At 54.1% G+C, this 21,106-nt stretch carries 14 protein-coding genes, 1 other RNA gene and 2 pseudogenes; 11 read left to right on the top strand and 6 right to left on the bottom strand.

What is annotated here, in order from left to right; genetic code table 11:
- Positions 1 to 6: 6 nt before the first annotated feature.
- From HU725_RS03205 to tnpC, 6 genes and pseudogenes are all read left to right on the top strand, one after another.
- Positions 7 to 2,817: an FAD-binding and (Fe-S)-binding domain-containing protein gene (locus HU725_RS03205; RefSeq protein ID WP_186478863.1), complete on the top strand. Its 2,811-nt coding sequence runs from the start codon at positions 7 to 9 to the stop codon at positions 2,815 to 2,817.
- A 206-nt stretch (positions 2,818 to 3,023) separates the two neighbouring features.
- Positions 3,024 to 3,320 (top strand): PA2433 domain-containing protein, encoded by a 297-nt coding sequence (locus tag HU725_RS03200; RefSeq protein ID WP_186478864.1) that lies wholly within the window; start codon positions 3,024 to 3,026, stop codon positions 3,318 to 3,320.
- Between the two features lie 102 nt (positions 3,321 to 3,422).
- Positions 3,423 to 3,814: a transfer-messenger RNA gene (gene ssrA / locus HU725_RS03195) on the top strand.
- A 129-nt stretch (positions 3,815 to 3,943) separates the two neighbouring features.
- Positions 3,944 to 4,657 (top strand): hypothetical protein, encoded by a 714-nt coding sequence (locus HU725_RS03190; protein WP_186478865.1) that lies wholly within the window; start codon positions 3,944 to 3,946, stop codon positions 4,655 to 4,657.
- A gap of 319 nt (positions 4,658 to 4,976) precedes the next feature.
- Positions 4,977 to 5,336 carry an IS66 family insertion sequence element accessory protein TnpB gene (gene tnpB / locus HU725_RS03185; protein ID WP_225915513.1) on the top strand — a complete coding sequence of 120 codons (360 nt, stop codon included), beginning with the start codon at positions 4,977 to 4,979 and terminating at the stop codon, positions 5,334 to 5,336.
- An 18-nt stretch (positions 5,337 to 5,354) separates the two neighbouring features.
- Positions 5,355 to 6,906 (top strand): annotated as a pseudogene (gene tnpC, locus HU725_RS03180) (IS66 family transposase).
- Positions 6,907 to 6,987: 81 nt separating this feature from the next.
- Here tnpC and HU725_RS03175 read toward each other — a convergent pair.
- Positions 6,988 to 7,941: a retron St85 family RNA-directed DNA polymerase gene (locus HU725_RS03175; protein ID WP_186478866.1), complete on the bottom strand. Its 954-nt coding sequence runs from the start codon at positions 7,939 to 7,941 to the stop codon at positions 6,988 to 6,990.
- Positions 7,938 to 8,882 carry a retron St85 family effector protein gene (locus HU725_RS03170; protein WP_186478867.1) on the bottom strand — a complete coding sequence of 315 codons (945 nt, stop codon included), beginning with the start codon at positions 8,880 to 8,882 and terminating at the stop codon, positions 7,938 to 7,940. Before HU725_RS03170 ends, HU725_RS03175 begins: the two co-directional genes overlap by 4 nt.
- 797 nt (positions 8,883 to 9,679) lie before the next feature.
- On the opposite strand from HU725_RS03170, the gene HU725_RS03165 reads away from it, so the two are divergent.
- The 3 genes from HU725_RS03165 to HU725_RS03155 all read left to right on the top strand — a co-directional run bounded on the left by HU725_RS03165 (position 9,680) and on the right by HU725_RS03155 (position 14,187).
- Positions 9,680 to 9,922 (top strand): hypothetical protein, encoded by a 243-nt coding sequence (locus tag HU725_RS03165; protein WP_186478868.1) that lies wholly within the window; start codon positions 9,680 to 9,682, stop codon positions 9,920 to 9,922.
- Positions 9,923 to 10,033: 111 nt separating this feature from the next.
- Positions 10,034 to 10,303: a DUF3077 domain-containing protein gene (locus tag HU725_RS03160; RefSeq protein ID WP_060480015.1), complete on the top strand. Its 270-nt coding sequence runs from the start codon at positions 10,034 to 10,036 to the stop codon at positions 10,301 to 10,303.
- A gap of 968 nt (positions 10,304 to 11,271) precedes the next feature.
- Positions 11,272 to 14,187, top strand: a complete 2,916-nt coding sequence (locus HU725_RS03155; protein WP_186478869.1) for an Alw26I/Eco31I/Esp3I family type II restriction adenine-specific DNA-methyltransferase — start codon at positions 11,272 to 11,274, stop codon at positions 14,185 to 14,187.
- Here HU725_RS03155 and HU725_RS03150 read toward each other — a convergent pair.
- The 3 genes from HU725_RS03150 to HU725_RS03140 all read right to left on the bottom strand — a co-directional run bounded on the left by HU725_RS03150 (position 14,164) and on the right by HU725_RS03140 (position 19,102).
- Positions 14,164 to 15,873 carry an Alw26I/Eco31I/Esp3I family type II restriction endonuclease gene (locus HU725_RS03150; protein WP_189658147.1) on the bottom strand — a complete coding sequence of 570 codons (1,710 nt, stop codon included), beginning with the start codon at positions 15,871 to 15,873 and terminating at the stop codon, positions 14,164 to 14,166. The genes HU725_RS03155 and HU725_RS03150 overlap by 24 nt on opposite strands.
- Positions 15,874 to 15,939: 66 nt before the next feature.
- Complete coding sequence (locus HU725_RS03145; RefSeq protein WP_186478870.1) at positions 15,940 to 16,194, bottom strand: helix-turn-helix domain-containing protein; 255 nt, start codon at positions 16,192 to 16,194, stop codon at positions 15,940 to 15,942.
- Positions 16,195 to 17,716: 1,522 nt separating this feature from the next.
- Entirely contained in the window at positions 17,717 to 19,102 is a 1,386-nt protein-coding gene (locus HU725_RS03140) for an AAA family ATPase (protein ID WP_186478871.1), read from the bottom strand.
- Between the two features lie 846 nt (positions 19,103 to 19,948).
- On the opposite strand from HU725_RS03140, the gene HU725_RS03135 reads away from it, so the two are divergent.
- Together HU725_RS03135 and HU725_RS03130 are read left to right on the top strand one after the other, a co-directional pair.
- Positions 19,949 to 20,092 (top strand): hypothetical protein, encoded by a 144-nt coding sequence (locus HU725_RS03135; RefSeq protein WP_186478878.1) that lies wholly within the window; start codon positions 19,949 to 19,951, stop codon positions 20,090 to 20,092.
- 182 nt (positions 20,093 to 20,274) lie between these two features.
- Positions 20,275 to 20,544, top strand: coding sequence for a DUF3077 domain-containing protein (locus tag HU725_RS03130; RefSeq protein ID WP_186478872.1), 270 nt, complete (start codon positions 20,275 to 20,277; stop codon positions 20,542 to 20,544).
- A gap of 94 nt (positions 20,545 to 20,638) precedes the next feature.
- Here HU725_RS03130 and HU725_RS03125 read toward each other — a convergent pair.
- Positions 20,639 to 21,004, bottom strand: a pseudogene (locus tag HU725_RS03125) (AraC family transcriptional regulator); the annotation flags it as partial.
- Positions 21,005 to 21,106: the final 102 nt, after the last annotated feature.

Here is a 21,106-nt window from a genome sequence, read left to right as displayed (position 1 = left end):
GATTGCATGAGCCTGCCCGCTGCGTTTCTGCGTGATGTCGAGCGCCTGATCCCGGCCGAACGCCGTTTCGACGACCCAACCTCCACCTTGGCTTTCGGCACCGACGCCAGCTTCTACCGGCTGATCCCCAAGCTGGTGGTGCGCGTGGAAAGCGAAGACGAAGTGGTGGCGCTGCTGCAACTGGCCCAGCGCGAGCGCGTGCCGGTCACCTTCCGCGCCGCTGGCACCAGCCTGTCTGGCCAGGCTATCAGCGACTCGGTGCTGATCGTGCTGGGCGACAACTGGAATGGCCGCGACATCCGTGGCCAAGGCGAGCAGATTCGCCTGCAACCCGGCGTGATCGGCGCCCAGGCCAACGCCTGGCTAGCACCCTATGGGCGCAAGATCGGCCCTGACCCGGCCTCGATCAATGCCTGCAAAATCGGCGGCATCGTCGCCAACAACGCCAGCGGTATGTGCTGCGGCACCGCGCAGAACAGCTACCACACCCTCGCCGGCCTGCGCCTGGTACTGGCCGATGGCACTCGCCTGGACAGCGAAGACCCGGCAAGCGTCGCGGCCTTCGAAAGCAGCCACGCCGAACTGCTCGAAGCCCTCGCCCGCCTAGGCCGCGAAACCCGCGCCAACACCGAACTGGCCGCGCGCATCCGGCATAAGTATCGGCTGAAGAACACCACCGGCCTGTCACTCAACGCCCTGGTGGACTACGACCAACCGCTGGATATCCTTCAGCACCTGTTGGTCGGCTCGGAAGGCACCCTGGGCTTCATCAGCGCCGTCACCTACAACACGGTGCCCGATCACCCTCACAAGGCCAGCGCTCTGCTGGTATTCCCCAGCGTGGAAAGCTGCTGCCGCGCCGTCACCGTGCTCAAGCGCCAGCCCGTGTCCGCTGTGGAGCTGCTCGACCGCCGCAGCCTGCGCTCGGTGCAGAACATGCCCGGCATGCCAGTATGGGTCAAAGGCCTATCGGGCAATGCCTGCGCGCTGCTGATCGAGTCCCGCGCCGCCAGCCAGAGCCTGCTGCACGAGCAACTGCACCAGGTAATGGACTCGATCGACGATTACCCGCTGGAACAAAAAGTCGATTTCAGCGAAGACCCAGCCGTCTACAACCAGCTGTGGAAGATCCGCAAAGACACCTTCCCCGCCGTCGGTGCCATTCGCCAAACCGGCACCACGGTGATCATCGAAGACGTCACCTTCCCCGTGGAGCAACTGGCCGAAGGCGTCAACCGCCTGATCCAGCTGTTCGACAAGCACCGCTACGACGAAGCGATCATTTTCGGCCACGCCCTTGAGGGCAACCTGCACTTCGTCTTCACCCAAGGCTTCAACAGCCCCGAAGAAGTCGCCCGCTACCAGGCCTTCATGGACGACGTAGCGCAGCTGGTGGCGGTGGAGTTCGGTGGCTCGCTCAAGGCCGAGCACGGCACCGGCCGCAACATGGCGCCTTTCGTGGAGTTGGAATGGGGCGCCGATGCCTACCAGCTGATGTGGACGCTCAAGCGCCTGCTCGACCCTAACGGCATTCTCAACCCCGACGTAGTGCTGAGCACCGATCCCGACATTCACCTGAAAAACCTCAAGCCCCTGCCCGCTGCCGACCCCATCGTGGACAAGTGCATCGAGTGCGGTTTCTGCGAACCGGTCTGCCCCTCCAAAGGCCTGACCTTGAGCCCCCGCCAGCGCATCGTGATGTGGCGCGACATCCAGGCCAAGCAGCGCGCCGGTATCGACACCCGCGCCCTGCTGCAAACCTACCAGTACCAGGGCATCGACACCTGCGCAGCCACCGGCCTGTGCGCCCAGCGCTGCCCGGTTGGCATCAACACAGGCGAGCTGGTGAAAAAACTGCGCAGCCAGGCCGCGACCCATGGCAAAGCCGCCGACTGGCTGGCCGAGCATTTTCAAACAGCCCTGGCTGGCGCGCGCTTCACCCTCACCGCCGCCAACACCGCCCGCAAACTGCTCGGCGCGCCGCGCCTGGCCAGCCTGAGCGCCACGCTGAGCAAAGCCAGCAAAGGCCGCCTGCCCCAGTGGTCGGCTGCCATGCCACAGCCGCTGCGCACCCCGGCAGTGGGCCCAGCGAGCAACGACGCCCGCCCCCGCGTGGTGTACCTGGCCGCCTGCGTATCCCGGGTGATGGGCCCTGCCTACGCCGACCGCGAGCAAAGCTCGCTGCTCGACAAAACCCGCGCCCTGCTGGAAAAAGCCGGTTACCAAGTGGTGTTCCCCGACAACGCCGATAGCCTCTGCTGCGGCCAGCCGTTCGCCTCCAAGGGTTACCCCGAACAGGCCGAGCACAAACGCCAAGAGCTGATCAACGCCCTGCTGCACGCCAGCCGCGGCGGCCTGGACCCGATCTACTGCGACACCAGCCCCTGCACCCTGCGCCTGGTGCAAGACCTGGGTGAAACCCGGCTAGACCTGTACGACCCGGTGCGCTTCATCCGCACCCACCTGCTCGACAAACTGGAGTTCACCCCCCAGCAAGCGCCAGTGGCCGTGCACGTGACCTGCAGCACCCAGCACTTGGGCGAAAGCCAGGCCCTGATCGACCTGGCACGGCGTTGCAGCACACAGGTGGTGATCCCCGAAGGCATCCACTGCTGCGGCTTTGCCGGCGATAAAGGCTTCACCACCCCCGAGCTGAACGCCCACTCGCTGCGCAGCCTGAAAGACGCCGTGCAACATTGCAGCGAAGGCATCTCCACCAGCCGCACCTGCGAAATCGGCCTGTCCAGCCACAGCGGCATCGACTATCACGGCCTGGTTTACCTGGTAGACCGCGTCACGCGCCCACGCAGCCTTTAAACCCCAGGCCGCACAGCAACCCGCCCCCACCACCGGTGGGGGTGGGCTAACCCGTGAACACGGGCAACGCCCGCGCCATCCCCTTCTATTTCGCCGCCCAATTCACCCCCCAAAGCCAAAAGCCATCACTGCGATTGAACCCTCGCCAAACCGCAGCAGTCCACTTTTACAGGCCCACTTCCCAGCGGCCATTAAAGGAGACACCTATGAAAGGTACCGCGCTTTCGGCCCTCTTCGCGGCCGCAACCCTCCTGGCCTCGCCGGTTTTCGCCGCCGATGACCTGTGCACCACCAACCTGCAGAAGATCGACGACAGCATGGCTACCGCGGGCGCTACTGCTGAAGGCCTGGATAAAGCCCTGACCGAACAGGTCGACAAAGCCAAAGCCGCCCAGGCTTCTGGCGACACGAAAGAATGCATCGCCATCACCAGCAAAGTACTGCTGCGCCTGGAAAAGACCGAAAAAGGCAGCGGTTCGGCTGGCGGCGGCGGCGGCGCCTGAAGCTAGACAGCGCGGGCAACAGGACCAGCTGTCGACGTTGCCCGCGCAATGGCGTATACTCCGTTTCACGTGCCGTAAGGTACGTTAGCCAAGAGCTAGTGTGGGGCCGATCAGGATTCGACGCCGGTAGCGAAACTCTAGGTGCATGCCGAGTTGGTAACAGAACTCGTAAATCCACTGTTGCAACTTTCTATAGTTGCCAATGACGAAAACTACGAGGGCTACGCTCTCGCTGCGTAAGCAGCTGAGCCCGCTCTCCTGGTAGCTTCGGCTCCAGCAATCATCAGGGGATGCCTGTAAACCCGAAATGATTGTCATACAGAACAGGATCGTCGTGTAGCACGTTGGGGGCAAAGCGACTAAAACTTACCCAACTCATCCAAAGCACCCTGCCCGTCGGGCGGCTGCGGATTAAATCAGTAGACACGGCTAAGCATGTAGTACCGACAGCGGAGTACTGGCGGACGGGGGTTCAAATCCCCCCGGCTCCACCAATTTTCTTGTAAATCGTTCATTTCTAAGGCTTTTTTCCAAAGCAGCACTTCAAGATTTCATCTTGGGGCGGCAAAAGGCGGTAGGAATGGGCGGCATGCCACCCTTGACGCACTCACCAGGAGTGCGCCATGCCTCGCTACATCGAACGAAGCCGTCACGGCCTCTATTACCTTCGATTGCCCAAACACCTTGCCCACCTCAACCAGGGCAAGCGCGTGTCCCTGCACACCCACAGCAAACGGCTTGCTATCCAGCGCGCCGGTCGGCATATAAGCAGTCTCAACCTGTACCTGAGCCTGAGCCCGACAATGACTGACCCGATCCCAACCTCTATCGCCGAGTACCAAGCACTCAAAGAAGAAATGGCGCGGGATTTTCAAACTGAAAACCACAAGCTTGATCAGGCGTTGCAGAAAGCGGCACGGCTTCCTGACAGCTCAAATGCGGTGAGGCTCGCGCTTGAACAGCGCCTGCGCAATGTGTTCGTCGAAGAGGCCATGCGCTACATCACTCTGCAACTGGAGGGCACAGCTCTCCCCCTGCACGGCACTGCTCAGGATCAGTACTCAATCCTGAACGACCTACTGACTTTTGCAGAAAACACCGATCTGGAAAACAACGGCGCTCGGCAGGCGGACGGCACGATTAGCCGATCCGCGCTGGAGGTTGCAAAAGGGGCGTTTAAACAGGCGATCTACAGCAAGCATGAAGAGATGTCCGAAAGTCTCCGAAGCGTCACGAAAGCCCCCGCCCAGGACGAGCGAGCGCCTTCACCATCAGCCCTTGCTCCCACTCCCCTAACCCCACCAGTGACCCTGCTAGCCTTGCATGAACTCCAATAAGTAGATGCTGAGGAGCTGGAGGGGCCACTAACCAAAAACACCCGCACAGAATATGAGCGCCAGTCCCGTGTGCTGACCGTACTCAGCGAACGCAAACCCATCCATGAATTCACCCAAGTCGATTTTGAACAGCTCCACAGAGCCGTGCTAAGAATCAAGCTGGGCGCAGTACGGGCTTTGGATTGCGATAAGGCGGGACGTAGGGATCTGATACCTGAGGACGCGGACTACACCGTAAGCGCTCCATGAATCCCACATTCAAAGCGCTTACCTGATCCCCGATGCTGTGCTCCCGATTTCTTTCTGGAGCCTGCCGACCATGATGCGCCCCGACGCCAAAGTCGAAAAAGTATATCTCTACCCCAAGCCTGTCGACTTCCGAAAATCCATCGATGGCCTCGCCGCCTTGGTCGAACTGGATCTCAAGGTGGCGGTGTTCGACCCGGTTCTTTTCGTGTTCCTCAACAAACCGCGCAATCGCGTGAAGATCCTCTATTGGGAGCGCAACGGTTTTTGTCTCTGGCTCAAGCGCCTGGAGTCCGAACGCTTCAAAACCTCGCCCGACGCCACTGACGAAGCCATTGTCCTGACGGTTCAGGAGCTGAACTGGCTACTCGACGGCTTCGACCTCTGGCGCAACCGTCCGCATCAGGTTTTGACCCCTCGTTTCGTTGCCTGAATCGGAATAATCCTCGGCATGAACTCCATGCCCGATGACCTTCCCGATGACCGTGTCCTCCTCAAGCAAGTGCTCCTCGAGGCTTACGCAGCACGCTCGCGTGAGCAGGAAGTCAAAGAAGCCTACGCCATTCACATCGTTGATCTGAAAGAACAGATCAAGTTGCTGCGTGATCGTCTTTTCGGCCGCAAGTCCGAGCAGGCCATCGACCCCAACACGCCGCAACTGGCGATGTTCAACGAGGCAGAAAGCGAACCTCTGTTGACGGTGGAGACGCCGGATGAAGAAGTCGTCACGCCAGCGCCACGCCGGGGAAATCGCAAGCCACTCTCGGCTGATCTGCCGCGTATCGAAGTCATCCACGAACTGCCTGAACACGAACTGACCTGTGCCTGCGGTTGCCGCAAGCATGAGATCGGCGAGGAAATCAGTGAGCAACTGGATATCGTGCCGATGCAGATCCGCGTGCTCAAACATGTCCGTAAGGTCTACGGCTGCCGGAGTTGTGAAATTGCCCCGATCACGGCAGACAAACCGGCTAAACTGATCGAGAAGAGCATGGCCAGCCCGAGCGTGTTGGCGATGTTGCTGACCACCAAGTATGTCGATGGCTTGCCGCTGCACCGTTTTGAAAGTGTCCTGAGCCGGCACGGGATCGACATTCCACGTCAGACACTGGCGCGCTGGATTATCCAATGCAGCGAACATGTCCAGCCGCTGCTGAATCTGATGCGTCAGCGATTGCTGGAAAGCCCGGTCATCCATTGTGATGAAGCCCGTGTCCAGGTACTGAAAGAGCCGGATCGAGACCCGACCAGCCAATCCCGGATGTGGGTGCAAGTCAGCGGGCCGCCTGACCGAAAAGTCGTGCTGTTCGACTACAGCTCCAGTCGAGCGCAGGAAGTGCCGTTGCGTCTGCTGGTAAGTTATCGCGGGTATGTCATGACGGACGATTACGCTGGCTATAACGCGTTGGCGCTGCAGTCTGGCGTGGAACGGTTGGCGTGCATGGCGAATGTCCGGCGCAAGTTTGTTGAGGCGCAGAAGGTGCAGCCGAAAGGCAAAACCGGACGGGCCGATGTTGCGCTGACGATGATCAACAAGCTGTATGGCATCGAGCGCGAACTGAAAGACGCCAGGGACGAGCAGCGTTATGTAGCGCGACAGGCGCAAAGCCTGCCAGTCCTGACCCAGTTGAAGTTGGTTGGACAAGGCCCAATCCCAAGTGACGCCGCAAAGCGTGCTGGGCAAGGCCGTGAATTATCTGGCGAATAGCTGGAGCCGGTTGGTGCGTTACGTCGAGGCTGGTTATCTGCCAATCGACAACAATCTGGCTGAGCGCTCGATCAAGCCGTTTGTCATCGGTCGCAAGGCCTGGCTGTTCAGCGACACGCCCAAGGGCGCTACGGCCAGTGCCCAGATCTACAGCTTGGTCGAGACTGCAAAGATCAACGGCCAAGAGCCTTATACGTGGCTGCGCCACGTACTGGAGCGACTGCCCCACGCGCAGACTGTGGCGGACTATGAAGCGTTACTGCCGTGGAACTGCTCACCGGAGATGCCACGGTAACTGCGACTTCCTCTTCTCGGTAGGTGGGGTTCATGGATCGCTTACGAGTAACTCACCAATCACTACAGGAGTTTTGCTACATCAGTCGTCTTTCTTAGCTCTCACTCTCATGAGTTCGGTAATCACCTTAGATGTATATTTACCTCTGAGCTTAGCAACAAATAGCGGCTCAACATCCAGTGCAAAACCAAGCAAGCCTTGTAGGTTTGCGATTGACCGATTATCAAGTTCGCCTAAAGCGTAACGATGAACCATAGCGCTTATAAGTCGTTTTCTATCACGTCCAATAGTCACGTTGCCGTCATTGCTCAGTACTAGTCCAGTGACACGACGCTGATTCTTTTTTGACGCATGAACCGTTTTTTCTGTATTCAGAGATAACGACGGCTCAGGCAATTCCTTCAAAGTACCTTGAAGAAAATCCTCCACTAGAAAAGTAACGCCTTTTCTGTTGGAGGAAAACGTCAAATCATCTGCATATCGCGAGTACACAATATCGTGCTCACGGCACCATTGGTTAACAACAGAGTCAAAATTAAACATTACCGCATTGGACAACACAGGGGAGGATGGGGCACCAATACTAAGCACTAGCCGCCCTGTCACTCTATCTCTGATGCAACTCATTCTCGCCATATCAGCTATACTTTTTTCGGACAACTGACTGCCAAAAACCTCAACCAGCAGGTTTCTAATATCGACTTCAGTTATAGATCCAAAAAAGTTAACAAAATCAAACTTCGATATATAGGCACAATCGCTATGTCGCTGTGCGTTATCTTTAATACTTGCTCCAGACTTGTAAGCGGCCGCACACTCATGAACTGGTAGCTTAGAGAACCACTCACTCATCATGAAGTGTTGAATGATTTTGGTTTCCTTCGCCGGTTGGGCAATGTGTCTAACCCCACCATTCTTTTTGGGAATAGTGTAACGCTTGTATGCGTATGGCGCCCTGAGCAGCAGTCGAGAGACATCGTGCTCGGAAATCACGAACTCATCTGAAAGGTGCTCACGAAAATTGTATTCGCTCATTTCGCAACCCCTAGCTTGGCTCGTTCGATGGCCTTGTTCCGGTTTCGCTCAGACTTTGTTGCTTTATAGTAATCAACACACTCCATTCTTAGCCTCAACGTGTCAACCATACCTCCCGCCTTAAGTGCGAAACGGAGAGTATGAAATGAGTCTTTATAACAGGCATAGAATACAGAGTCGCTGTAGCCAATCTTTTTTATAAAATCAAACTCTTGCAAAAGGAATATTTTACGCCGCACATCATCACGATGAACTTCCTTACCAAGACCTTTGATTGCCTCGACTATCTCGCCTTCTTTAAGTGCCACAAACAGCCTGATCAACTCATATATCATTACGATTATATGGATATTATTATCAAGAGATAGGTTCTGCGTTTTCTTCAGACCCTCAAGCTCTTCCAAAATATCATCCATAACATCTGTAACAACATCATCTGGGATATCACGTGGGCATTTGGGGTGCCAAGGATATACCTTTACGCCGCTCCCGTGCTTTTCGTTTATATGCCTCAGAATCCCTAGATTGATAAAGGACTTAGCACCTGCGTATTCCTCAGGGACAAAGACTATGAGTTTTTTTTGAAAGTCGGGCAACTGAGAGAAAGCACCTAACTCAGCAATAGAACCCTCGCTTTCAACGGCAATAGCAATCAGTGAGCAGATACTGGCAAGATCTGCTTCAAAGTCCATCAGATTTCTATAAACCCCATCTTCATGCCAAGACTTGATCTCTTCTGGCCTAAAAATCTGGGGAGACTTGATCATGCTGAGCGCTTTGCGCTTCAAAGCATCACGAAGAGAACTGATAGGAGGGTCATCTGCATCTGCATGTTCTTTTTCAGGGACATAGCCCCCACAAAGCAGAACAATTGGATCTTTGGAGAAATGAATCTTGCTTTCGGCCAGGTCTACGTCAGCAAGAATTTGTCGCGGATCCATGCGAAAAAAGGCTCTTTACCAAGGTACAGCCGCAGACAAGATCTGCGGACTGGAGCGACGAAGGAGTCGTAAGGCCGCAGATCTTGTCTGCGGAATAAAACAACGCAATGCTATTGAGTCTGGCGAAGCGCCTGACTAAGCCTTCAGCAAATAGCTGCTAGCTTTAAACTCGTAAAGAGGAATCCCTTATAAATCAGATGACAGCCATTGTCAATAGTCTCTATCAGGTTCGGTGGCCCTCACATTAGCTGACCACCTGATCAGGTTTTTAGCTACTCCCAAGGGAGTGAAATACTCTCTGCCCCTAGCGTCAAGGGGCGGCATTTTGTGCGGAGCAAGGGCGGCAAAACCCTCAACCAAATTCTCGGTAAACATCTGATTTATAGGCTTTTTACAGAATTTTTACATTGGGTTCACCTCCCCCCGGCTCCATCAAATCCAAAGAAGAAGACGCCCTGGGGCGTCTTTTTTTATGCCTGTCATCTGTCAATTGCGTAACACCCTGTTACGGTCAAAATCAGATTTCACCCCTATCTTGTAGGACATTTCCCAAAGATACTCCCAGCCATTGTGGTGTTCAGGGCTAGGGACTAGTGTCGGCCTGTCGTTGCGCGCAACGGCCGGCTTTGACAGGCCGCCCTGAACACACCACATGGCTTTGCCTTTTTATGGCAGCTGTCATGGGGCACCTCGTGTGCGCCGGTTTGGTCTGTTCCCGGTCTGTCAACCCATGCACAGCTGCCGCCTTTCTGTTTGACAGCAGAACGGTGGTGGCCCCACTCGAACAGGCCAAGACCATGCTGAAGATCGTTCCCGACCCGCCCCACCCTCTCCATTCCCTTGAAGGCAAACTGATACTGGCCGCCGACTCAGCGCCATGCGCAGAAGCCGTCGCGCAGCAGGCCATGCTGATGCAGCCCAGGTCGCCTGTGTCGGCGTTGATCATGACTTCGATGCACGAGCTCGATGCCTTGCGCAAATTGCTCGAAGCCGCGCTTGTTCAGATTCAAAAGCCCATCGAGACGCGGACGCAGCACTGATCCGTAAAGACCGCTGCCTGGTCTTGCACTCGTACAGTCATGGATCGATGTGCGCCCAGCTTGGCTGCGATTGGCTAGGCCAGGCATCTACAACTTCAGGGAGATTACCCAATGGCCATTGAAGAAACCTGCTTCACCGTCGGCAAAACAACGTTCTTTCAAGGGGAGGAACGAACCCACCCACTTTTTCGCGTCGAGGCTGGCATCCCCTGCCAGGCAGCTCGTGAGCAAGCGTCTGAATTGATGGGCTATGTGCGCGACTTGAGCATTGACGGGTTGATGGAAGACAAGCCCCAACTGCTGTGGGCATCCTACTATCTCAGCGCATTGGCCAAAGCCCTATTGGATGATGCCGAGTTGGGGATGGCGAAGGCTTCTTGATAGCCAGGGGCCGCGAAGCGGCCCTAACAATTCAAAGTGGCAACACAAAAAATTTCAGCGGAGCTCGCTGATCGTGGAAACCCGACCATGGAGAGTGAAATGGGGGCAACCTATATGGTAGATGCTGACCAAGCTAATGATGGTTTTTGGCAAAATCGGAGCCAAAGCTGCATGGGCTCACGGGCAACAGATCTAATCCATCGACCGCGATTCCTCTCTCAATGCACCGAGATAATTCTGGGCGATTAACACCAGTCGTAGTAGGGCTTCTGTACGAGATGGTTATCCCAACGGGCGAAGCCCTTGACCGCTTTTAACGCCCCCCAAAGCACTGGATTTCTGCCCGCAATCGGGTTTATCCACAGGCGTAGAACTGCCCGTGCAAAGGATATTGCTGACAGCACACCAGGTGACCCAAGCCTTCAAGGTCCCGCCGCTCCTGCGATGGTTCTACCCAAGGGCGATCCGCATCGGACAACTCGAACAGTCAACTCCCCGGTGATGGATGCTTTTCCACATATAGCGCTCGTCCGCCAGATACACCGGACCTATCTGCCCTAAAGCAACCTATCCACTTGGGCAAATCTTGCGCCACTGCTGCAGCTCAGATCGCACAGGGCTTTGCAGCATTCCCCTCGTGAGAATCGGCGTGACGAACCCCGATATCACCAGCAACAACTCTGTGACGATGGAGCAGCGTGAACGCACCCTCGCTGCACCATGCGATGATCAGGATGTGCGAATCTCCAGCCATCAGGGGCTAGAACTGCAACAGCGTGGTAATTCAACACCTATGCTAACGAAGTACCGCCGTCAGTCCTCCGGTGAGCAACGCGAACCACAGGTCAGTCTCCATCGACGCAGCCCAGGGGTTGCTCCTACAATGGCAGCTGAACGTCCCCGGGCAACCCTCCACCGCATGCGCCAACTCGGCGCTAACGGTTCACTATTCGTAACTTGGAAAATGCGTGCTACATCTCAACCACGTCAGTACTGCCGATGCACCGACCCACGACAATTTCATCAAGAAGGCCTCTGGCCGTTATTATACGGGCGAGTCTGTAGGTCGCCAACTTGCACGCACCGTGGCACGTTCATTTGCCGCGACCAGTGATTTGTCCGAGGAAATCTGTGTCATCGACCCTTTCGGCGGCGATGGCCGGCTTCTTGGCTGGCTAATCGATGCTTGGGCTGAGCTTTGTCTACCAAGACGCAAGTGGCGTCTCCAACTCTGGGATATCTCTGATCTCGGCTTCGACGTCGCTCGGGAGAAGTTTGACAAATTGCGACAAGATGGACTCGAAGTAGAATGCGATTTCATCGTAGATGACGCCTTCCGGTACGGTCCAACATGTGATGCCAGATTCGATATAGTCATCACGAATCCACCGTGGGAGCTGTTGAAGCCAGATCGCCGCGAAGTAGATCAGCTCAGAGAAGGGCTCCGAGAAGAGTACGTCTCTAACATGAGGCTCTATGATAAGTGGATATCTCGTCAATTCCCACGTTCCCAGCCTCGCCGAAAGTTCGCTGGCTGGGGGACTAACTTATCACGAGTAGGCCTTGAGTTAAGCTTTCTGCTTGCGCGCCGCAATGGAGTGATTGGCGCTGTGCTACCAGCTAGTTTGCTAGCTGACGATCAATCTTCGGTGTTGCGTCAGCACCTGCTGCTCGAGCATGCCCTCAGAGATGTTACTTATTACCCAGCAGAATCTAAGCTTTACGAAAGTGCCGACGTAGCGTCGATTACTATCGTGGTTGAGGCGTATAATAAACCAATGAAAACGGTCCCTATTACAACTTATAGCGCTTGCGGGTCGTCGACTGAAACAGCGGAGGTCAGTTTAGAGCCAGAACGGCTTTTAGCTTCAGACTTTGTTCTACCGGTTGCATTTGGTGCAAGCACCGTTCGACTTATGTCTACGCTTATGACTCGATTCTCTACTTGGGGAGAACTTGAGCAGGACCGTGACTCTGGATTTTGGGCTGGTCGAGAGATCGATGAAACTGGAAGCGCGAACTGGTTGACTCCAATATCTGACATAGCGATGCCTTTCTTGAAAGGCCGTATGATAGACCGATTCAGTATCCGGCATAGACCTACGCTTAGTGTAGCCAAACAAGGTTGGACCCCCCCTCCCTCAGTTAAGTATGAGCGTATCGCATGGCGTGACATTTCTAGGCCAAACCAGAAACGTAGGCTTATTGCGACAATCGTTCCTGCAGGCTGGGTATTAGGTAACTCGCTCGGGGTCGCGTTTTTTTCTGGGGGTAGGCCGACTGCTCTCCGGGCTCTGCTCGGAATAATGAATTCAACGACATTCGAACTGCTTCTACGGGCAAACCTTGCAACCGGGCACGTGTCCCTGAGTTCTCTTCGAAAGGTACCTGTACCTAAGGCAAGCCAACTTGAAGCTGACTCGGATCTAGGGCAGCTAGTGAACGCAGCACTCCTTGGTGACACTCATGCCGAAGTGACCGCCGACGCGTATGTTGCTCTTCGAGTATATGGATTAACTCCGAATGAGTATTCAATGGTGTTAGATCTATTCTCGAAACTGAGCAACGAAGAGAAGGAAGAAAGAAAAAAAGCCTTCGAGAGGCTATCAAGCAACGTGACGAATACTAAAACTTCCTCGGGCAGCACTTGCGGAAACAGTAGTCATATTGAGTCTAAGCTAGAGAGGGAAAGTTCTATCATTTTCAATCATCACAGTGCAAAACTGAGCGAGCTTGACCTCCAAATGGTTCGTGCTGTACCCGAGGGTGGAAATTGGAAAAACATCCCAGAAAGTATCCCCTCAAAGCGCCTTGAGCAAATACGCGAAAGCTACAAGCGAGGGGAAGGTAGCCGCTCAACTTACTATGGACGACTTCGCCGAGACATGCCGTCCTATACCATAAATACGTATTTCAACCGCCCAGGTAACGGGTGCCACGTCCATCCCACTCAAGATAGGGTTCTATCTCAACGTGAAGCAGCCAGACTACAGAGCTTTCCCGACAGTTATGAATTCATGGGAGGGCAAGGGGCAATCTGTACCCAAATAGGCAACGCTGTACCACCGCTTTTAGCCTACCGAATTGCGCAAACTCTAGGAACAAAAGGTGGCTACATTGACCTATTTTCTGGCGCTGGCGGGATGGGGTTTGGGTTTAAGTGGGCAGGCTGGAGGCCTATCATTGCGAATGATATCGAAGCTAAATATCTCTCAACTTACTCTCGCAATGTTCATGAGCGAACAGTAACGGGCAGCATCACCACCCCGTCAGTTTTCAATGAGATAGTTAAAGCAGCTAAAAATGGCCGGAGAGCGGGTGAGCCCCTCTGGGTACTAGGGGGCCCCCCATGCCAAGGTTTCTCCACAGCAGGAAACCGCAGATCAATGGAGGACTCTCGAAATCATTTATTTAGCGATTACGTCCGTTTTTTAGAAGAAGTACAGCCTGACGGCTTCGTTTTTGAGAACGTTACTGGGCTCTTAAATATGCAAGGAGGCAAGGTATTTGCTGCAGTCAAAGAAGCGTTCTCCTCTGTTATGCCATCAATCTACGCTACAGTCATTTCAGCAGATGAGCATGGCATACCTCAGCGACGCAAGCGTGTGATTTTGGTTGGCTTTCGGGAAGAGAGAATTGAGCCCTGGCAACCTCCGGAGCCAATTACGTCGTCAACTTCCTCAGGACCAACCCTGTTTTCCAATGTGCAGGTGGCGGTATCTGTCGAGGAAGCTATTAGCGATCTTCCCACTCTTAAGCCTGCTGAGGATGGTAGTTCAAAACCTTACCAATCAGCCCCTGCATCAACTTATCAAGCGCTGATGCGAGGACTGATCTCACCTGCAGAGTATTTCGCAAGATTAGAGGCGGGGGATCGCTATTAGAGCCGGCAATATGTTTTCGATGAGTTCATCGGACTCATCGACAGCGCACCCGACTCGTACATATCGCTCGTTTTCCCAGTTAGCGACCAGAATATCGGCTACGACTTGCATTGCAGCCTGAAGAAGGCTGCGAGCGTCAGTAAAAGCTTGCTCCTCAGAAATTTTTGGCAGGCTAGCACAGACACTTCGTAGCTCTTCTTCAAAAGTGTAGGTTCCCGGCTGATCAAGAATCATAGTAATTTGCTTATCGAGCTCAAGAATCCTGTTCGGCGCGCCACGTAACGTAGCATGAGCAAGCTCAAGATTGTATTCGATACTCGCATCCCTCACTTGCCAGAAGTGACGATTCGTCTTCGCCGAGTATGAGCGAAGAGCTTCGAAGCCGATCCGCATTCTGCGCGCCTTTTGCTCACTAGCGTACTTCGTCGTCCGATGTCTACGCATTATAGAACTGAAAGAAGTCACAAAGTTGACCACCTTAAGATCTTCAAATTCGACATTGAAATCGGCGCGGTCTAACTCGAGGAAACTACCAAGAAATGCGGCATGACCTTTTTCCCTCAATTCTGCCAAAAAATACATAGCTTGGCGCTGATTATCACGCATAATTTTAGATAAGCGCAAAGCTGTTTCTTCATTGACCACGCGATCCTTTAGCGCTGACCAGATTGGAGCTGCATACCAAGAAACAATCTGCACTCCACGAGCTTCTTGCTCACGAAGGTAACCTACATCCCAAAAAGTCATTCGGTTATTTTTCGCAGAGTTGGCAGATTTACTTAGAAGCCGAAACTCAGGAAGATGTGCAAAGCCTAAAGAAAGCGGGCCAATGTGATCCGCACTAGGTGGTCCCATACCGCCATCAGCACAAGAGTGACTTGCGAATCTGGCACGTACCAGCCCCATCATACGGTCGGCAGCAATCCAATCTCCTTCCGACCAATATTCAAATACGCGACGATCTGTTGTGTAGCATTGCATGTTAGGCTTATGGCGCCCCGTATCTGCCTCGCCACGGCAACAACGGTTAAACGAGTGGAAACCGTCCAGCCTGTCTGGAGCGTTCGACATAACCCCTGGGCTCAGGAGAGTAGGCTCAGAAGGAACATAAATTTCCTCCACCCACTCCAGCCAAGAGTCGAGATCTTCACCCAACTGAGGAGGTAATATATCCTTAGTTTTAAATAACGATGAAAAGTGTCGCAGCTGAGATACACCGCCCGAATCGACGATACGACGCATATAGCTTGCCACTTCTTCAAGCGCACCTGGCGCGTAATCCTCACCAAACGCCTTTATGCATCTAGAGACAAAGCTTCGCGAGGGATATACGTAGGCTATTCTGAGTGAATTACCACAACGCTTACAAGGCTTCGACCCTGTTGGATGGATGACCTTGGCAACTCTACTAATCCACTGAGATTCACCATCAAAAATCCCGATCCCAGGGCTTTCACCTTTCTCCCGCCACCAGTTTCGGCGTTTGTGATGTGTATCTTTATAGAGGCCACCACCTCGATTAGACGGTGCCTCCCACTGAATTCTCCCGTCTGCCTTAATAGCGTCAGGCATTCCCGCATAGTTTGGATGTAGAACTATGAATTTCATGTACTCAACAAAATTAGGATGCCAGGCTTGTCCTTTACTTCCATACAGACTTGATTCAGAAATAACTTCAGCATTCATACTCCCTGACATTTTCAAGCTCCGGTATCAAATTTTTAAAGGCATTTGCGAGAGCCGAGCGCGAGATCACTCAATGTGCTCAAGGGCATCCGTAATAAGGCGATAGATTTTTGAGGGTTCAAAACAGAGGGCACGACCAATAGCATCTAAAGTGCATAAAGAAGGAGATCGCCGAGATCGTTCGAGTAAGCTAATGTAGGTCCGATGAAGACCTGCAGCTTCTGCAAGCGCCTCTTGAGAGAGGCCGGCTGCAACTCGCGCCTCTCGAACCACTCTCGCGGCTGCTTGGTCGGCGATGGAAGGACGGGGGGATGTGTTCATCGTCGCGAGAATTACTCAACCTTGGCCGGCATTCCACAGACAATAGTCTGCTAGAATCACTACGATCCATGATATTGACTCAGCAGTTCGCACCAAAAGGACGAAGTAGGGCTGCCTCATTAGGAATTTCCGCTGACCGCGCCTATAGAATTGCGAGGCGATATGGTTGAATCTGGAACGAACTGATTGGTCATGAGATACCACGCCACTATCCGGAGGACCGGGGCGCACCACCAAATACCTGCTCTTGATCCCTGCGCCGTAACTCCATCGCTTGTTTTGGCACCTACCTTGAGCCGATGCAGCCCACGTCGAGGCCATCTCACCAAGGACGTCGCTTGAACCAAAATCTGGCGCGTGGAAATCCTGGCAACAAAAGTGATCGCGTCCGGTGAAAAAACACGCGGACACCATCGCCCTTGAAGCTGTAGCTTGGAAGGTGAGCTCGCTGGACGCTGACCCACCTGCTACGGCAAAAAAGCTCGCGACGGGTTTGTTTGCGCTTAATGGAGTACTTGCAATCGGAAATGCTCATCTGACTCATGTGATGGGGAACTTGGAGGGGGCGATTGGACGGAGGGCTATTTCAGCACAGGTCGGATGGCCTGCGCTGACATGATCTGAGCCCCTAGAAGTAAGGCTCCAAACCTTGTTTTCAGCCAGCCAGGTGACTGGGACCTTGAAAGTTGCTTTACTCAAAGTGGTGCCTTCCAAGTGCAAACCGCGTCAGGTAGCTCGCACTGTCACTCGACAGAATGATGAATTCCGTCCCAAACAAATCCTGAATTGGAGCAAGCTCCACCGTAAACGCTCCACTAACCGCACTTTTGGCGAGCTGGGGTCCATAGAGCGTTTACGGATTTCTTGGGATAACGATGGGGCGACACCGGGGGCGGACTTTCGAAACGTAAACCGCGCGCATGTAGGGTTGATGGTGCTCGCTATCACGAGTTGCGTTTTGGCTGAGACAGTTAGTGCGCCACGATTCGCAAACCCTAGTACCTTCTGCGGAGGGTGATGGAAATTCTCGTCGTACTCGTACCTGAATTTCCAATAGAGCTGCTTCCATGCTTCCGCAGTCTCCAGTGACAACGACAAGTATTCGGATATGTCGTTGCGTAGGTCATCTATCTATTCATGGCGCTTGTCACTGATGAATGTGGACGCTGAGCGTGCATTCGTCAGGCGCTGAACATCGAGCGTTTTACGTGTATTCCAAAGACTGACGATCGCCGTAATGAGAGCACCCACCAATTCACCAATCACGGCCATGCGCCTACTGGCAGCCCCGCGATGAATTCCCATGTACCTGTTAAGAAAGCAGTCATTCTCCAGCTCCTGGACGCACGTGAGGCCACCTCTTCACCCGTATAGGTAAGAGCATCGGCCAGGCGCAGCCATCACCCCGTGCTTCGCATAGTAAGAATCGATGGGCTTGGCCAGCCTATGGTCGAATGAAATGACTTGGCCGCTTGCGCGGCACGCAGGATCGCTTTCCTCAACAATACGTGGAGAACACCCCTCATTGCTCAGAACGAAATTTGACACTCCTCGACGGATCCGCCGCATAGGCAGATAGCCGTCCCTGCCCCCCACTGAACCGCGATTTGGCCATTGCAGTTGGAATTCTTGGAGCATCGGGCATATGACCTTGCAGCTCAAGGCCCGCCTCTTCCGCCTTCAAGGCAACGAAGCCTCGGAGCAGATTCTCACGGTACGAGTACATGTGTTCCCTACCTTCGACCAACTCCAACACTTGACCACAATCTTTAGAAAGAAATTTCTTCAGAATTTTCTTGAACTGGGTTGGCTCAAGCGGCTTTTTGTCGGCCTCAATCGGATCCAGACCAAAGACTTGCTGATTGATTCTCAAATAAGATTTGAAGATATTTTCGACATAGCGAACCGTATCCTCAGAGTCTGCAGTGGCCCATAATGCCAGCATATAATCATGACTCTTGTGCAATACCGCACTGTCGTAGGGTTTTTGCAAGCGCCCACTGATGCCAATGATCGAACGTGAAATAGCTGCGTCAAAATGAACGCGTTCGATGCGGCATACTTCCCGTTCGTCCTTGAATACCGACCACAAAAGATTTTGGGTCAAAAGATGCACAAAATACGGAAATCCGTTGCTGATGCGTGCGATCGAGTGAATAATTTCCTCATCCACCTCCAGACCGAAGGCGTTGATCGCACTGTAGGCTATATCCTCACGATAGGACCAATACAGCCGATCCAGTTTTAAGGTGAAGAGTTGGCGAAAGCTAGATTCGTGATCACCCAATAACTGATAAAGCGAAGTGGCGATTCCAGTGAAAATGAATTTCACGTTCACCCCCCGATCGCCAAGGTCTTTCAGGAAATGTGCAAACTTGGCGCGCTCGGCGGCCGACTCGATCTGGTCAAATTCGTCGATAACCACAACCGGTCGTTCAGAATGTACGCCGGCCACCTCTTCCATAACATCCACAGCGGAAAACATCGAGTCGATGGAGGGAATCGTGATGCTTTTTTCCTTATCCTTTACCTGCAGCTTGTAAAGTTTCAAGTTGAAGGTATGGGTGTACTCCAGGTCTCGCCGACCACCTGCGCGACGCAGAATTCGCTCGGAGATCTCTTCAATGGTTTTATAAAAACAGGTATCCTTGCCGCACGGGATTTGAATCGGCTCGTTGTCGCTACTCTGGTATTGCGCGGCCACCGACGCCGCTAGGGATGACTTTCCTACACCGCGATCGCCATAGATGAAGACGTGCCCGCACTGGTCAAATAGGGCCTCCTCCACCAACTCCAGCTCTTTGTCTCTCCCGAACAAACGTTCGATACTCTTGACTGGAGAGCGCACCGACAGCTTGGATTGGAGGATCTCAACAAACTGATCCTGGTCGACGTTCCGAATAGTCACATTCGTATCCTTGATAAATGACGAACTCCCGCCTCACTTGCATGGAATCAGTGACGGAGAGGCCTCGTGAGATTCGCCTCATTCACTAAGCTGCGAAGGGTTGTCTGGCGATTATGTTGAATGAAGTCCAAGGTGGCAAGAGAAGACGCACACGCACCACTGACCGCCCGTGTGCGGTTTTCCCTGGACAACGTCTCAACCCACTGAATCGACTCTGGCTTGGCAACCACTTTTCAATGAGTTCTTCTGGCCGATCTGTGCCTCCCGCCACTGCCATGTATGGACAGCTCAATACCAATCATGGTTAAAAGCGTGCTGGTCAGATTGCATGCACACGGCCGTTCAAGTGGAGTGCTGTATTCCAATTGGCATCCCAACTAAAAATCGGAATATATATAAATGTTGTGCATCATAAGGTTAACGACCCTATCCAAATCACCCCGGACCACCCAAAGTCCCGGACCACCCAAGTCCACAGCCAAATATCCTGAATCGTCATTGACGCCCCCTCTCAACTCCCCGCCCTCACAAATTGTTTCGAAACCCATCACCCCCCTCAGATTTCCCCCCTTCCCTGTAGTCCATTTCCCAAAGATACTCCCCACCCCAGTTTCCCGTTGCGACCATCCCCGCACCCTTCTAGTCTCACCCAGCCGTCAACTCGAACGGCATGACTTTGACAGGTCGCAACGGTAAACAACAAAGCGGTTCGCCTTAATGGCGGCTGTACGTGCGGGCACGCTTGCGTGCGCCGGAGCTTGTTGTTTCCGCCGGTCTGTCAACCCACGTACAGCTGCCACCCTCTGTTTGACAGCAGAAGGTGCCGGCCCTGAAATGGAAGCAATCATGTTGAAGATCGTGCCCGACCCACCTCACCTTCACCATTCCCTCGAAGACACGCTGATGATGGCCGCCGGTTATGCCCGAAACGCAGAACCCGTCGCCCAACAGCCGATGCTGATGCTGCCCAAGCCCCTTTGTCGTTTTTGATCATGACTTCGATGCACAAGTCGAATGCCTAAAAAATTTTGCTCGAAGCGGCGCTTGCCGAAGTGCAAAAGCCAACCGCCCCAACAACGCGGGGTTGATTCGCATCACGCGCCACTTGGGCTGCACGGCTTATCGCCGATAGGGCCAGCCTCGGTACGTTTCCATTTCAGGGAGATCACTCAATGACCATTGAAGAAACCCGCTTCACCGTCGGCAAAACGACCTTCTTTCAAGGTGAAAACCAGACCTACCCCCTGTTCCGCGTAGAAGCCGGCATCCCGTGCCAGGCAGCCCGGGAGCAGGCCTCCGAACTGATGGGTTACGTCCGGGACCTGAGCATCGACGGCTTGATGGAAGACAAACCGCAACTCCTCTGGGCCTCTTACTACCTCAGCGCGCTGGCCAAAGCGCTACTGGACGATGCCGAACTCGGCATGGCGAAACACCCATAAACCGAGGCCACTCCCACAATTCACCACGGGAGTGGCCCGCCCTCGCTCTACCTCAACGGCACATAAATATCCGTCTCCCACTCCTCCACCGGCCTTTGCGGGTTCCATAGTCATTGGGCGCCACGTCCCCCTTTATCTCGCCACAGATATCAAAGCGAAACCCCTGGGCTGGCGTGGTATCCGGGTTGCCGTAGGGAATGCCGAAGGTGCGACTTTCACCCACTGGCGACTGCCCACTGGCCATCCGCCACTGAATGAACTGCTCCACGGTCTGGTCCAGCTGTGCAGGCGGGCCTTGGTGTTCCAGTGCGGCGACGCGCACTTGGGCAAAGTCGACGATACGAACGTGCATGGTAATGCTCCTGGTGAAATGAGGAATGCTGAAAACCGCATGCCAGGTCTGCCAGTTCGGCTTTTGCCTGAACGTGCTGGGGGCCATGCCGAAGTCTCTGCGAAAGGCGTAGTGCTGTTTACTTGGGCCTAGAGGCTTGGCGTGAGCTCTTCGGTGGAGCGCAGATCGAGCGCCGCCCACGCGGCGCATCGCGAGCTGCGCTCGCTCCTA

Origin of the sequence: Pseudomonas promysalinigenes (assembly GCF_014269025.2) — a bacterium.
Lineage (GTDB): Bacteria > Pseudomonadota > Gammaproteobacteria > Pseudomonadales > Pseudomonadaceae > Aquipseudomonas > Aquipseudomonas promysalinigenes.
Note: the sequence above shows the minus strand (reverse complement) of the source record. Positions and strands in the feature narration are given on the sequence as shown.